The organism is Luteibacter sp. GL_149, from assembly GCF_057834065.1.
In genome coordinates this window covers 3665463-3678802 of record NZ_CM174395.1, presented here as the reverse complement: position 1 = coordinate 3678802, position 13340 = coordinate 3665463, and the positions used below count along the sequence as shown (strand labels likewise).

13 protein-coding genes are annotated in these 13340 nt (G+C 62.3%); 5 read left to right on the top strand and 8 right to left on the bottom strand.

Annotation, left to right across the window (positions count from 1 at the left end):
* Positions 1-86 precede the first annotated feature (86 nt).
* The gene (locus AC3IR3_RS16300) at positions 87-956 is read left to right on the top strand and encodes a glycosyltransferase family 2 protein (RefSeq protein WP_489193648.1); all 870 of its coding nucleotides are present in this window, start codon (positions 87-89) and stop codon (positions 954-956) included.
* Positions 953-1849, top strand: a complete 897-nt coding sequence (locus AC3IR3_RS16295) for a DMT family transporter (RefSeq protein ID WP_489193646.1) — start codon at positions 953-955, stop codon at positions 1847-1849. The genes AC3IR3_RS16300 and AC3IR3_RS16295 overlap by 4 nt, the downstream gene beginning before the upstream one ends.
* Positions 1850-2004: 155 nt before the next feature.
* Here the strand turns inward: AC3IR3_RS16295 and AC3IR3_RS16290 are convergent, their stop codons facing one another.
* The gene (locus AC3IR3_RS16290) at positions 2005-2211 is read right to left on the bottom strand and encodes a YbdD/YjiX family protein (protein WP_165973578.1); all 207 of its coding nucleotides are present in this window, start codon (positions 2209-2211) and stop codon (positions 2005-2007) included.
* An 11-nt stretch (positions 2212-2222) separates the two neighbouring features.
* Entirely contained in the window at positions 2223-4298 is a 2076-nt protein-coding gene (locus AC3IR3_RS16285) for a carbon starvation CstA family protein (protein WP_489193643.1), read from the bottom strand.
* A 335-nt stretch (positions 4299-4633) separates the two neighbouring features.
* On the opposite strand from AC3IR3_RS16285, the gene def reads away from it, so the two are divergent.
* Together def and AC3IR3_RS16275 are read left to right on the top strand one after the other, a co-directional pair.
* On the top strand, positions 4634-5170 hold the full coding sequence (def, locus tag AC3IR3_RS16280) for a peptide deformylase (protein WP_489193642.1): 537 nt from the start codon (positions 4634-4636) through the stop codon (positions 5168-5170).
* A 42-nt stretch (positions 5171-5212) separates the two neighbouring features.
* Positions 5213-5491 carry a DUF427 domain-containing protein gene (locus AC3IR3_RS16275; protein WP_489193641.1) on the top strand — a complete coding sequence of 93 codons (279 nt, stop codon included), beginning with the start codon at positions 5213-5215 and terminating at the stop codon, positions 5489-5491.
* Here the strand turns inward: AC3IR3_RS16275 and AC3IR3_RS16270 are convergent.
* The 4 genes from AC3IR3_RS16270 to AC3IR3_RS16255 all read right to left on the bottom strand — a co-directional run bounded on the left by AC3IR3_RS16270 (position 5488) and on the right by AC3IR3_RS16255 (position 9374).
* Positions 5488-5871 carry a helix-turn-helix domain-containing protein gene (locus AC3IR3_RS16270; protein WP_132144227.1) on the bottom strand — a complete coding sequence of 128 codons (384 nt, stop codon included), beginning with the start codon at positions 5869-5871 and terminating at the stop codon, positions 5488-5490. The two genes, AC3IR3_RS16275 and AC3IR3_RS16270, sit on opposite strands and share 4 nt — an antisense overlap.
* Positions 5872-5971: 100 nt before the next feature.
* The gene (gene pyrF / locus AC3IR3_RS16265) at positions 5972-6802 is read right to left on the bottom strand and encodes an orotidine-5'-phosphate decarboxylase (RefSeq protein ID WP_489193639.1); all 831 of its coding nucleotides are present in this window, start codon (positions 6800-6802) and stop codon (positions 5972-5974) included.
* A gap of 69 nt (positions 6803-6871) precedes the next feature.
* Complete coding sequence (ettA, locus tag AC3IR3_RS16260; protein ID WP_132144231.1) at positions 6872-8530, bottom strand: energy-dependent translational throttle protein EttA; 1659 nt, start codon at positions 8528-8530, stop codon at positions 6872-6874.
* Positions 8531-8705: 175 nt separating this feature from the next.
* Complete coding sequence (locus tag AC3IR3_RS16255; RefSeq protein WP_489193637.1) at positions 8706-9374, bottom strand: hypothetical protein; 669 nt, start codon at positions 9372-9374, stop codon at positions 8706-8708.
* 280 nt (positions 9375-9654) lie between these two features.
* Here AC3IR3_RS16255 and AC3IR3_RS16250 point away from each other — a divergent pair, with 280 nt between their 5' ends.
* Positions 9655-10779: a hypothetical protein gene (locus tag AC3IR3_RS16250; protein ID WP_489193636.1), complete on the top strand. Its 1125-nt coding sequence runs from the start codon at positions 9655-9657 to the stop codon at positions 10777-10779.
* Between the two features lie 148 nt (positions 10780-10927).
* Here AC3IR3_RS16250 and AC3IR3_RS16245 read toward each other — a convergent pair whose 3' ends face one another.
* Positions 10928-11851 (bottom strand): zinc metalloprotease, encoded by a 924-nt coding sequence (locus AC3IR3_RS16245; RefSeq protein WP_489193634.1) that lies wholly within the window; start codon positions 11849-11851, stop codon positions 10928-10930.
* Positions 11852-12050: 199 nt separating this feature from the next.
* Positions 12051-13154: a hypothetical protein gene (locus AC3IR3_RS16240; protein WP_489193632.1), complete on the bottom strand. Its 1104-nt coding sequence runs from the start codon at positions 13152-13154 to the stop codon at positions 12051-12053.
* Positions 13155-13340: the final 186 nt, after the last annotated feature.

Genomic DNA, 13340 nt, shown 5'->3' with positions numbered 1-13340 from the left:
CCCTTCTTGTAGGAGCCCGCTTGCGGGCTCCTACAGAGCGCAGATGGGTTTCGGCCGCATGGCATAATCGGCGCGTGAACAACTCCATGAACCCTTCGCCGAAAGTCAGCGTCGTCATCGTCCTTGCCGACAGTGGCCCTTTCGCGCGCGAATGCGTGGAGCATGCGTTGCTTTCGCCGCTGCCTGTCGAAGTCATCGTGGTCGACAACGCCTCGTCCGATGGCGTGCCGCAGGCCATCGATCGCGCCTATGCCGACGACTCGCGCGTGCGGGTTATGTATAACGGCGCCAATCTGGGTTTCGGGCCCGCGATGAACCGCGGCGTCGCGACGGCGAATGGCGAGAGCGTTCTTATCCTCAATCCCGACTGCCTGCTGGAGGTCGACACGCTTCCCCGCATGCTGGCCTGCATCGGCCCGCGGACAGGCATTGTCGGTGCGGTCGTGTGCGACAATCAGGGGGTGCCCGATCCGGCCTCGCGGCGACGCGATCCGCTGCTTGCACGGGCGATCAACACGATGACCGGTCGCGACAGGGACGACGCCCGCTATCCCGGCGTCAATATTCCCGGTCCGCTACCCGATGGCCCGGAGCGGGTCGAAGCCGTGTCCGGTGCCATCATGCTGATGCCGCGCAAGGTATTCGCGGCATTGCATGGTTTCGACGAAACCTATTTCCTGCATTGCGAAGATCTCGATCTGTGCCGCCGCGCACGCGATGCGGGCTACGAGGTCATTCTCGCCGGCGACGTGCGCGTACTGCATGGCAAGGGTGGATCGAGCCGGCATCGTCCCGTGTTCGTCAGCCGCTTCAAGCATCGCGGCATGTGGCGATGGTTCCGGTTGCACGATCCGGCGGCGCGCAAACCGCTCGTCGCCGCGGTCGTCTGGCTTAGCATCTGGGCGCACTTCGTCGTCAGGATTCCGGGACAGCTGTGGCGACTGGCACGGCGATGACGTCGCCGCGCGCGACCGGTCTCGCCACGATCGGCCTGCTCGCGGTCACCGCGGTGTGGGGTTCTACGTTCGTACTGATCAAGGACGTCGTCGGGCGCATGTCCGTTGTCGATTTCCTTGCCGTGCGCTTCGCTATCGCCGCCGCCGTCATGCTGGTGCTGTTCGCGCGTCCTGTTCTTCGACTGGATTGGCCGCAGTTGGCGCGCGGTTTCGGTCTCGGCGTGCTCTATGGATTCGCGCAATGGTTGCAGACCGAAGGGCTGTCGCTGACCTCGCCAAGCGTCAGCGGATTCGTTACCGGCATGTATGTCGTCTTCACTCCTCTGCTTGCATGGGCGCTGCTGGGACAGCGCATGCCCGTCGTGACCTGGGTCGCCGTCGCGCTCGCTACCGTCGGTCTCGCTGTGCTTGCACTGCACGGTTTCGACGTCGATCTTGGCGTCTGGCTGACGCTGGCGTCGGCGGCGCTGTATGGCTTGCACATCATTGGCCTCAGCCGCTGGTCGCGGCCTGGCGAAGCATTCGGTATGTCGGCTGTGCAGATGGTAGGCATCGCGACGGTAAGCCTTTGCGCCACGCTTCCCCACGGACCTTCGCTCCCGCCCGATAACGCGGCATGGATCGCGGTGCTTTACATGGCGCTGGTGGCCGGTGCCGGCGCGATGCTGGTGCAGACCTGGGCGCAGGCCCATCTGCCGGCGACGCGCGCGGCGATCGTCATGACGACCGAGCCGGTATTCGCGGCGGGATTCGCTGTGGTGCTCGGTTACGACGCACTCACGCTACGCATGGCGATCGGCGGACTGATGGTGCTGGCCGCGATGTATCTGGTGGAGCTGATGCCCCGGCGGAAGGGCGAGCCCTCCGCCGAGACGCTTCATCATGAGGTGTAAGAGCGGGGATGGGGGGTAGTGGGGGCGCGTTTCCGGCGAGCGCTCGAGGGTACTGGCGAGATCCGGCGGACGTTATCTCCGCGTGGCGCTTATCGTTCCCTCGGGCGTTCGCCGGAAACGCGCCCCCACTACCCACCCCCATCCCCGCTCTTCAATCAGCAACAACGCCCGCCCGTACCCTTGTACCTCGCGATCTGCCGCTCCCTGAAGAAGTCGCCGTAACTCGGTATCGGCCGGTCCGGGTGATGCTCCTTCAGATGTTTCACATAGACGTCGTAGTCGGGTACGCCGCAGCAGAGGCGGGCGGTTTGCACCGCCCACTTCCAGATCGACCGCGGCTGTTGTGACAGGTTGTCGGTCATGACGTTCTCCTTCAGGAGGCCACGCTGCCGACGGCAACATACGGTTCCTCGTTCGCCGTCGGATGGTTCGTGCGCCACGCCTTCGCGATAGCGCGCAATGCGAAGAACACCATCGTCAGCACCAGCAGCATGAAGATGCCGGTGAGGGCCATGTCCACGCGGTTATTGGTGACGATGCGCTGCATTTCCTCGGCGGTCTTGGCCGGAGCGAGCAGCTTGCCTGAGGCCATAGCGTCGGCGTACTTCTGCGCGGCGGCGGTGAAGCTGATCTTGTCGTCGAACAGTTTCTGCCAGCCCGCCGTCAACGTGCACACCACGAGCCAGATCGCCGGAACGCCCGGCACCAGCACGTAGCGCTCGCGTTTCAGCTTCACCGTGACCACGGTGGCAAGCATCAGCGCGATAGCCGCCAGCATCTGGTTGGCGATACCGAACAGTGGCCACAGGGTGTTGATGCCGCCCAGCGGATCCACGGCACCCTGGTAGAGGAAATATCCCCACAGGCCGACGCAGATAACCGTGGCGATGACGTTGCTGGTCCACGATTCGGTGTGTTTCAGCGGCGCGTAAATAAGACCCGCGATTTCCTGGATCATGAAGCGGCCCACGCGCGTACCCGCATCCACCGTCGTCAGGATGAACAGCGCTTCGAACAGAATGGCGTAGTGGTACCAGAAGGCCATCATGCCCTCGCCAGGCAGTACGCCGTGCAGCAGCTGGGCCATGCCCACCGCCAGCGTCGGCGCACCGCCGGCACGACTGAGGATGGTCCCCTCGCCGATGTTCCTCGCGGTGTCGCTGAGTTCGGCGGGTGTAACGAGGAAACCCCACTGGCTGATGGTCGCGGCCGCCTGTTCGACGGTGGTGCCGATCAGCGCGCCAGGCGAGTTCATCGCGAAGTAGACGCCTGGATGCAGCGACGCAGCGGCGATCAGCGCCATGATGGCGACGAAGGCCTCCATCAGCATGCCGCCGTAGCCGACCATACGTGCTTCGCCTTCGCTGGCCAGCAGCTTGGGCGTGGTGCCCGAGGCGATGATCGAATGCCAGCCGGACACGGCACCGCATGCGATGGTGATGAACAGGAACGGGAACAGGTTGCCGCTGAAAACCGGACCGCTGCCGTCGATGAACTTCGTCACGGCCGGCATTTGCAGGGTCGGGGCGGCAAGGAAGATCGCCAGCGCGAGCAGGGCGATAGTGCCGATCTTGAGGAAGGTCGACAGGTAGTCGCGCGGAGCCAGCAGCAGCCACACGGGTAGCACCGAGGCGAAGAAGCCGTAACCGATCAGCAACCAGGCCAGCGCCTTGGCGTCGAAATCGAACATCGGAGCGATCGTCGGCGAAGCGGCGATGTGCGCGCCGTACCAGATCGACCCCAGCAGCAGGATCAGGCCGATGATCGACACTTCGAGGATGCGACCCGGGCGGATATAACGCAGGTAGATGCCCATCAGCAAAGCGATGGGAATCGTGCAGGCGACAGTGAAGGTGCCCCAGGGGCTGTGCGTCAGCGCTTTGACCACGACCAGCGCGAGCACCGCCAGCACGATCATCATCAGGACGAGGACGCCGACCATGGCGATGACGCCCGGTACTTCGCCCAGTTCCTCGCGCAGCATATTGCCCAGCGAACGGCCGTCCCGGCGAAGCGACAGGCCCAGAATCATGAAGTCCTGCACCGCGCCGGCGAAGACCACGCCGACGAGGATCCAGAGGGTGCCGGGCAAGTAGCCCATCTGTGCCGCCAGGACCGGGCCGACGAGCGGGCCGGCGCCCGCGATCGCCGCGAAATGGTGACCGAAAACGACCCATTTATCGGTGGGTACGTAGTCCAGGCCGTCGTTGCGCAGCACGGCAGGCGTAGCGCGGGTCGGGTCCATTTGCAGGACGCGATTGTTGATGAACCGGCTATAGAAACGGTAGCCGATCAGAAAGACGGCGATAGAGGCCGTGACGACCCAGATCGCGTTGATGGGTTCGCCGCGCCGCAGCGCGACGACGCCCAGACACCAGGCGCCTACGATAGCGATGGCGGCCCAGAGGATTTTTCCTGCCGGACTCGGTTTTACCTGAACAGTTTGCATGTGTGACGCTCCCCTTGCGGATAGGACAAGGGTCGTCCCGTGCGTCGCGGGGGTCAATGGCGTGGGGCGGTTCGGCGTATTAGCCATTGGTCGTATGGCGTTGGGACGCAGGGGATGTTGCGGCGCAATGGAGCGGGGGTTGGGGGGGGAGTGGGGGCGTCGGCCCGGCGATCGCTTGAGGAGACTGGTGTCGTCCGGCGGAGGATACGTCTGCTTGGCGCCTGTCGCTCCCTCAGGCTATCGCCGGAAGCGCACTCCCACTACCCACCCCCAACCCCCTTGAGAGCCCCCCAGTAAAACTCCACCTCCATGAGATAACCACCGAGAGACACACCATGATCCGCGACATTCTGAGGATGGGAGACGAGCGCTTGCTGCGCATCGCGCCGCTCGTGCCGCCCGAACTGATAGGCACCGCGGAGCTGGACGAGCTGATCGCGGATATGTTCGACACGATGTATCACGCGGGTGGCGTGGGTCTCGCCGCCCCGCAGATCGGTATCGATCTTCAGTTGGTCATCTTCGGATTCGACAGCAGCGAGCGCTATCCCGATGCGCCAGCCGTGCCGCGCACGATTCTGCTGAATCCCGTGATTACACCGCTGTCGCAGGACATGGAGGAAGGCTGGGAAGGCTGCCTGTCGGTACCCGGTCTGCGCGGCGCGGTGAATCGTTACTCGCTGATCCGGTACCAGGGCATCGATCAATCGGGCGCGCCCATCTCGCGGACGGCCGAGGGGTTTCATGCACGTGTCGTCCAGCATGAGTGCGATCACCTGATCGGACGCCTGTATCCCTCGCGAATCACCGATTTCTCGAAGTTCGGCTACACGGATGTCCTGTTTCCCGGGCAAGACATCGGCGACGATTGACTCCACGGGCGATGGGTCTTGGCAGCATTGAGGAGAACCGGCATGCGTGCGACTTGGAAAGGCCAGCTACTCGCCGAAAGCGACGATACCGTCATTGTGGAAGGCAACCATTACTTTCCGGAGGCCACGCTGAAGCGCGAGCACTTCCGTGCAAGCGACCATCACTCGATATGCCCCTGGAAGGGCACGGCAAGTTATTACGACGTGGTCGTCGGCGACGAGGTCAACGCCAATGCGGCATGGTTTTATCCGACGCCGTCCGAAGCCGCCGCGTCCATTCGCGGTCGCGTGGCGTTCTGGAAGGGCGTCGAGGTGGTCTAGGTAACGTCGGCCAGGGCTTCGGCAATCAGCAGCAACGCATTGCGCCGCTCTCTGGGCAGGCGAGTGACGATGCCGACGAGTCGCAGCTGTTCCCGGGTTTCCGGCCGGTACATCGCGGGCGGTTCCCGTACGCCGGTGACACCTTCGGGTGCGCCGCGGCCGGTCGCAAGCCATTCGAAATTGACGCCGAAACGCACCGCCATATCGATCTGGCGTGCCAGTTCGGGCAACCCTTCGGCATTAAGCCATTTGCGGGCCGTTTCGCGACTGACGTCGAAAAGGTCGGCGAGCTGGGTGGTGCGGCCTCGTCCTTTCTTCAGGCCTGACATGTCCAGCGCCATATGCAGCCGCTGCGAGAAACCTCGGTTGGAAGAAGGCATGACTACTCCGGTTCAATACAATCGCGTCCTTGAGCCGGTTATTGTTCGTTAGCGACGCGCGATCTTCGTCGATTTGCGGTTGTGGAAGGGGACAAGTTGCTCATGGTTTCGCGAATCGACCGCGATGACTGTTCACTGCCTGCCTTAATTCGTCGGTTGCCTTACGCGCGGCCTGGGCGAAATCCGGTGCCGACGATGCATAAAGAATGGCGCGCGACGATGAGATCATCAGGCCGTCGCCCGCTGCGGTGAGGCCGTAACGCAGTGTGGCTTCGAGATCGCCTCCCTGCGCACCGATGCCCGGGACGAGAAGCGGCATGTCGCCGACGACCGCACGGACTTTGCCGAGTTCTTCCGGCCATGTGGCACCCGTGACGAGCGCGCAATTGCCATGGCCGTTCCATTCGCGGGCAATCGTTTCCGCCACGCGCAGATAGAGCGGTTCGCCGCCGCAGTCGAGCGCCTGAAAATCCTTGCCGCCGGGATTGGACGTACGGCACAGCAGGATAACGCCCTTGTCGGCACGCTCCAGGAAAGGCGCGACAGAGTCGTGGCCCAGATAAGGATTCAGCGTAACGGCATCGGCGTTGTAGCGATCGAATGCTTCGCTGGCGTAATGCCGGGCGGTGGAGCCAACGTCGCCCCGCTTCGCGTCCAGGATGACGGGCACGCCGGGGTGCCGCTCGTGGATGTGTGCGATCAATCGTTCCAGCGCGTCTTCGGCCCGCTGCGCGGCGAAGTGTGCGATCTGCGGTTTGTATGCGCAGACCAGGTCGGCCGTGGCGTCGACGATGTCGCGGCAGAACGCGAAGATCGCATCGGCATCGCCTGCGATGGATGCGGGAACGCGGCCGGGCTCGGGGTCGAGGCCGACGCAGACAAGGGAATCGTTGCGACGCCAGGCGTCCTTCAGAGACTGCATGAAGTGCATGATGAACCTCGAATCGGGCGGACGCTTGAGAACTAAGGGGCGGGCGCACGGCCCGCCCCCTCAGCCGGATCAGACCAGCTTCTTGTACTTCACGCGCTTCGGGCCTGCATTGTCGCCGAGGCGGCGCTTCTTGTCGGCTTCGTACTCGTTGTAGTTGCCCGGGAAGAACTCGACGTGCGAATCGCCTTCGAACGAGAGGATATGCGTGGCGATGCGATCGAGGAACCAGCGATCATGCGAGATGACCATGGCGCAGCCGGGGAATTCCAGCATCGCGTCTTCGAGGGCGCGCAGCGTTTCGACGTCCAGATCGTTCGACGGTTCGTCGAGCAGTAGCACGTTGCCGCCCTGCATCAGCGTCTTGGCCAGGTGCAGGCGACCGCGCTCACCGCCGGACAGGCTGCCGACGATCTTCTGCTGGTCGGTGCCCTTGAAATTGAAGCGGCCGATGTAGGCACGCGACTGAAGTTCGTAGCGACCGATCGTGATGATGTCGGCACCGCCGGATACTTCTTCCCAGACATTCTTCTTCGGATCGAGGTTGTCGCGCGACTGGTCGACATAGGCCAGCTGAACCGTATGGCCCAGTTTCACTTCGCCGCTGTCCGCCGTTTCCTTGCCGGTGATCAGCTTGAACAGCGTCGACTTGCCGGCGCCGTTGGGACCGATGACGCCGACGATGGCGCCGGGCGGCACCTTGAACGACAGGTCGTCGATCAGCATGCGGTCGCCGAAGGACTTCGAAACGTTCTTGAACTCGATGACTTCCTGGCCCAGGCGCTCGCCCGGCGGGATATACAGTTCGTTCGTTTCGTTGCGCTTCTGGTAGTCGACCGAGTTCAGTTCCTCGAAGCGGTTCAGGCGTGCCTTGCCCTTCGACTGGCGTCCCTTCGATGCCGAGCGGACCCACTCGAGCTCGCGCGCGATGGCCTTCTGACGGCCCTTTTCGGTGGCTTCCTCGCGCTTCAGGCGCTCGTCCTTCTGCTCCAGCCACTCGGTGTAATTGCCCTTCCAGGGAATGCCGCGGCCGCGATCGAGCTCGAGGATCCACTCGGCGGCGTTGTCGAGGAAGTAGCGGTCATGGGTCACCGCGACGACCGTGCCCGGGTAGTCGTGCAGGAACTGCTCGAGCCAGTCGACCGACTCGGCGTCCAGATGGTTGGTGGGTTCGTCGAGCAGCAGCATGTCCGGTTTGGAGAGCAGCAGGCGGCACAGCGCTACGCGGCGTTTCTCACCACCGGACAGAGGGCCGATCTTCGCGTCCCATGCCGGCAGGCGGAGAGCGTCGGCGGCGACTTCCAACTGGCGCTCGAGCGCGTGCGCGTCGTTGGCTGCCAGCAGGTTTTCGAGTTTCTGCTGTTCTTCGGCCAGCTTGTCGAAATCAGCGCCTTCTTCGGCGTAGGCCGCGTAGATTTCGTCGAGACGCTTCTGGGCGTCCAGGATTTCAGACACGCCCTCCTCAACGGCCTCGCGGACGGTCTTCTCGGGATCGAGCTGTGGTTCCTGAGCCAGGTAGCCGATCTTGGTGCCGGGATTGGCGCGCGCTTCGCCCTGGAAGTCGGTATCGACGCCGGCCATGATCTTGAGGACCGTGGACTTACCCGCGCCGTTCACGCCCAGCAGGCCGATCTTGGCGCCGGGGAAAAACGAGAGGGAGATGTCCTTGATGATCTGGCGCTTCGGGGGAACGATCTTGCTGACCCCGTTCATGGTGTAGATGTATTGCATGGGCGCTCCGTCAGGCGATGCCGCGCCCCCGGTGCGGTGGCTCCGGGTGGGCAAACCCCAATTATATCGTGTCCCGGAGGGGTCTGCCCTGTCTTCGCGGGAAGGGAGGGCTTCGTTCATGAAGGCGGCCGGGGCAAGCCCGTTTCCCAGCCCCCGCCCAGCCCCAGCCCCGGGATCAGGGGGACGGCAGGGCCAGTTCGGTCACATAGGTACGGATGCGCACCTGGTTTTCCGGGCTATAGGCTCGGCAATTTTTATAAATCAGGGCAGCGGCGGGAGCCATATTGGTCTGGCACCACCAAGCGTCGCTGCCCCGGACCCTGGCATCCTCATGCGTCGCGCCAAGGGTGTGCCCGAATTCGTGCGCGACGGCGCTGGCATTGCCGTTGATGGATGCCAGTGCGAAATGGTCCTGATGCTTGGCGATTCCGACCGCGCCGGGGAAGGGGTTGGTGCTGGTGAGCAACATGAATTTGTTCCAGCCGTCGATTCGTAGACCGTTCTTCCCGGCGAAGTCGGTGACCTTTTCCTTCCAGCGTTCATGGGATTCGTTGTCGCCGTACGCAACATCCGTAACGCCAGGCACGTGCCGGTAAATTTTCGTCTGGATATTCCAGCCCCGCAGCACTGTGTCGACCATGTCGGCCAGCCACCAGGACAGCAGCCGGGTTTGCACCCGCTGTGCTTCGCTGTCCTGGATATCGTCGTGCGCGAATATGTGGAAGGTCAGTGGCGGCTCTTTGGCTGACTCCGCGGCGAAAGCGATAGTCGGGAAACCGCCGAGGCAGAGTGCGGAAGCGGCGGCGATACATCGGTTCCGGATTCGGATGAGCGGGGGTGTCATGGGCTTCCTTGTTCATGATGTGGATGGGGGTGATGTTGCTGTGTATCGCGGCGAATGGATGGCCATATGTCGTGACGCGTACCGTATGGAGTGTGTTCCGGAACAGGCGGGAAACGGACGAGGGCGAGATCGCGAGAGAACGTCGGATTGGATCGTCGGAGGTTGTCGGGAGATGCGGTGACGACTGTCCCGGGACGTTCGAAGACGTATTGATTTTGTATGGTGAGTGCCGGTGTCGATATGGGACACCGGTTTACCATTCGATAGCGAAGGAACGTCCATGATCTTTTCTCCCTTGATTCGCCGATCCCTGATCTGGCTGCCTTGTGCGGCATTCGCCGGCCTTCCCGCCGTGGCGTTTGCTCAAGGCAAAGATGGCAATGCACCCCGTGACATTGTGTCCCTCTTCGATGAGGCGGTGGCGGCCGGATTGCCCCGCACGCTTGTCGTTCCCGGCGCATCCCCCGGCGTCACGCGAAAGACCGGCCTGGCGGACCTGATTATCGAGACGTCCCTTGATGTCGACGTCGTCTTTCCCGGCGAAGCGCCAGGCACCATGTACGCGGCTATGTGGCAGGGAAGTCCGGCTGTCGTGACGCGCTCGGGCGAACATCTGGATATCAGTATCCCCGGCAAGGATGGCGTCGTCGTCACTGGCTTCGTCACCGGCAATGCCGAGCCGCATATCTATATCGGCGGCGAGACGGACAATGCGTCTGAATCTGCCGATTCGGCGGCGCGCGCGAATGCCGGTGCGAAAGCGGCACCGCCCGGGCTTCCATCGCCGCGATATCCCGACGACGAGCTGACTTTCTACCTGTTCCCGCACGACGATACGAGTGGTACCGATCCACATGACATTCATGCCGGATTCGTCGCCTGGTGGTTAGCCGATTTGCGAAGAGTATTGCTCGGCGAGCCAGTACACGTTCTGTACAGCGGTCGCGTGGCCGGCGTTACCGATATCCCCTACGGCCAGAAAAAAATTCTCGACGACTGGTCCGATGCGGTACATGCGTATGCTCAGGTCGAAGGTCTTCCGCTGGAAAACCAAACGTGGCGTCACAAGTACCTGCTCATCACCAAAGCGCTGCCCTACTACGGTGTCGCCGGCATCAGCTGGCAGCTCGGCATCGAAGGCATTGCATCGATCCGGGGGCCGTATCCAACGTTCGCACACGAGTTCGGTCATATGCTCGGCGCCACCCATGCCAATGCCGACACAGGTTTCAATGGTTGGGCTTGCGAAACCAATATGCTCGATGCGCACTCGTTGCTTCGTTCGAACTGCTATACGTACTCGCCTGCGAATCAACGGACTATCCGGCAAGTATACAAAAATGGATCTTTCCCGGTTCTGAAGGAGCATTCGCCAAGCACGTTGCGCGATATGTCGGTGGATTGACATCCGGTCCTTCTCGGTGAGGCGATGGACGGATGCATTGCAGAAGGGCGGCCCGATGCCGCCCTTCTGCGTTCATGTGGAGCGATGCGCTATCGTTCCGTGTTCCGTGTTCCGCGGCATGCCGGCGGCATCGGACTCGGAACTGTGTTTATTGATATACATGTTCCCGTATATGCTCATCCGCTTTTTTTGAGAAGACATAACAATTGCTACGCAGCGAGATGCTCGGAGAAATCATGTTTGTCTCGCACCACCATCCGTAGAAACGCACCTCGCTGTCTTCGTGCCTTGCACCCAGTAAGTGGCCGAATTCATGCGCGATGACGGGGTAGCTATTGTCTATTGTCGCCACGGCGAAGTTTCCTCGCGGCCACGCGTGGCCGGCGCGCCCGGGCGAGGGTATGGTTGGTGTGACCAGTAAGAACTTGTGCCGGGGGGTATATGGGATGCCGTGTCCTTCCACGTAGTCCACCATGACGTCGGTCCAGTCCTGCAGCGTATCTTCGTGACCGTAACGGACGTCTGTCACACCCTTTATCCGGCGGTGATATACGACCTTCAGTTTTTCTTCTGGCAGCGCGTGTTTCTTCAAGTCGGCTATCCACCAGGCGACATGTGAGGCATCGAAACGGTCCGTCGCGAGGTCGCGATTGTCGTCGTGGATGAACAGGTGGAAAGTCAACTGGTCCGGGTCGAGTGCGGGCGGCGTGTTGGACGCTTCCTCCGTTCTTTCCAGCGAGGCTCCGGCACGCCCTGCTTTGGCGAGGTTATCCGGCGCGTGGGCGACGTCGTCCGGACATTCCGGCGGCACCCCGTCGTTTCCGGAAATGAACTCGGAGATGTCGAGGCCGTTCTCCGATACGGAAGAAATGCCCAGATGATTGCCCGCTCGGGTAACGACGGCCGGACTGCCGCGCCATGTCGCGTCGTAGATGACACTGGATATCTGGCACGGAAGGTGGACGTCGACATCCAGTGCCGAGAGGATTCGCAGATCGTCGGATGCGGCGGAATGCTTCCCGCGGCGGTTTGCTGCCGGTACTTTTATTTGTCCGGGAAGTCCGGCAGCCACTGTTGCATCGAAACGAACGAGAAGATCGTCGTTGCGAACTGGCGACGATGGCATGGCGAAGGCCGTGTTCTGGAACAGACATGTTCCGACACTTGCAATGCATACGAAGATCGCGGGGCTGATTAGTTTGAGTTCCACGGTGGTTGCTGCTCCATGAGCGTAGGGGCGACGGCGCGCGCACTGCCTTCCTGGCGATTTATCAGGGCAGGGATGCCCGGATATTGGCTTTATTCCTTGACGAGTAGTCGAATGTCGCCGCCCGGAAAAAACTCCCGAAAGAGCCGGGATCCATGGTGGTGTGACATGCCCACAATCCGCATCCGCGCACTTCGCTGTCTTCGTGGGTAGCGCCCAGCATGTGTCCGAATTCGTGTCCGATAACCAGGACATCGCCATGAAGACTGGCTAGCCCGGCTTCGCCCCCCTGCTGTGCTCGGCCTTCTACGTTATGGCGAATCAATTTCCGGGTCAGCAGCAGGTACTTGTCCTGGGGGCGACGTGGAGCCTCACGCTCCAGAAAATAGGCCCTTGCCGTGTTCTGCCACTCCGTAACCAGGGAAGGGCGGTCGGCGTAATTGAAATCGGTAACGGTCGGTATCTTGTGGCGATACCATACGCGCAAGTCCCGATCGGTGATGACATTGCGCTGGAGATCGGCGATCCACCACGCGACATACTCGGAGTGGATACGTTGGATTCCGGTCGCGAGCGCGTCGTCGTGGACGAATATCCAGAAATCGATGCCAGGGATATATGGCGAGGCGGTGCCCATGATCGGTGCTGCGCGCTCATTGACGACGGGGCTGGCATCGACGTCGGCTCTACGAGCATGCGGTCCGGCATCGACGGGAGAGCTGGAAACGGGGACGCCGTGGTGATCGACCCGATCGCTATTGGCGACAAATCCGGTGACGTCGATCGCTTCCGCGTCGTGCGAGGTAATGTCCAGGCGATCGCCGATGCGCGTAATCACGACGGGTGTGCCGTTCCAGTCGGCGTCGTAGAGTGTGGCGACCGTATCGTCGGGAAATATAACGGTCGATCGCATGCGCGATTGCACGACCAGGTCGAGCGACTGCGTGCGCTCGTCCGGGCTGAGACGTTGGGCGCTGGTGCGCGGCTCGTGCGGCAGGTGGGATTCGGGCGGTAGCCGAAGCACCTGGGGCAACCCGGCCGATACGGCCTTGTCGAATTCGGCGACCACCTGGGAAATGGCGGGAGTCGTTGCGTAGGCGCTGCCGGCCATATGCGCCGCCATGAGCACGGCGACAAAAGGTAGCGACCGCTGGATGTTTGATGGCATGGAAACCTCCTTGTTTTCTAACCTTGCCCGGCGCGATTGCCGGCCGGAAAGTATCCCCGTAGGGCATGCATCCCGGTGACGGGCATCGGCGCGCCGTCGACTGCGGCGAGCGCCCACGGCGCGTCAGCGAATGCGTGCTCGTAAGATCCGGATGGTGCTGAAGCGGTATATCCCGGCACGCACCGG

What these genes read in the sequence shown, in the direction of transcription:
- pyrF (WP_489193639.1), bottom strand. Translation starts at nt 6,802, where the DNA reads ATGCACTTCATGCAGTCTCTGAAGGACGCCTGGCGTCGCAACGATTCC.
- def (WP_489193642.1), top strand. Translation starts at nt 4,634, where the DNA reads ATGATCCGCGACATTCTGAGGATGGGAGACGAGCGCTTGCTGCGCATC.
- AC3IR3_RS16250 (WP_489193636.1), top strand. Translation starts at nt 9,655, where the DNA reads ATGATCTTTTCTCCCTTGATTCGCCGATCCCTGATCTGGCTGCCTTGT.
- AC3IR3_RS16255 (WP_489193637.1), bottom strand. Translation starts at nt 9,374, where the DNA reads ATGACACCCCCGCTCATCCGAATCCGGAACCGATGTATCGCCGCCGCT.
- AC3IR3_RS16290 (WP_165973578.1), bottom strand. Translation starts at nt 2,211, where the DNA reads ATGACCGACAACCTGTCACAACAGCCGCGGTCGATCTGGAAGTGGGCG.
- AC3IR3_RS16285 (WP_489193643.1), bottom strand. Translation starts at nt 4,298, where the DNA reads ATGCAAACTGTTCAGGTAAAACCGAGTCCGGCAGGAAAAATCCTCTGG.
- AC3IR3_RS16240 (WP_489193632.1), bottom strand. Translation starts at nt 13,154, where the DNA reads ATGCCATCAAACATCCAGCGGTCGCTACCTTTTGTCGCCGTGCTCATG.
- AC3IR3_RS16270 (WP_132144227.1), bottom strand. Translation starts at nt 5,871, where the DNA reads ATGCCTTCTTCCAACCGAGGTTTCTCGCAGCGGCTGCATATGGCGCTG.
- AC3IR3_RS16300 (WP_489193648.1), top strand. Translation starts at nt 87, where the DNA reads ATGAACCCTTCGCCGAAAGTCAGCGTCGTCATCGTCCTTGCCGACAGT.
- AC3IR3_RS16295 (WP_489193646.1), top strand. Translation starts at nt 953, where the DNA reads ATGACGTCGCCGCGCGCGACCGGTCTCGCCACGATCGGCCTGCTCGCG.
- AC3IR3_RS16275 (WP_489193641.1), top strand. Translation starts at nt 5,213, where the DNA reads ATGCGTGCGACTTGGAAAGGCCAGCTACTCGCCGAAAGCGACGATACC.
- ettA (WP_132144231.1), bottom strand. Translation starts at nt 8,530, where the DNA reads ATGCAATACATCTACACCATGAACGGGGTCAGCAAGATCGTTCCCCCG.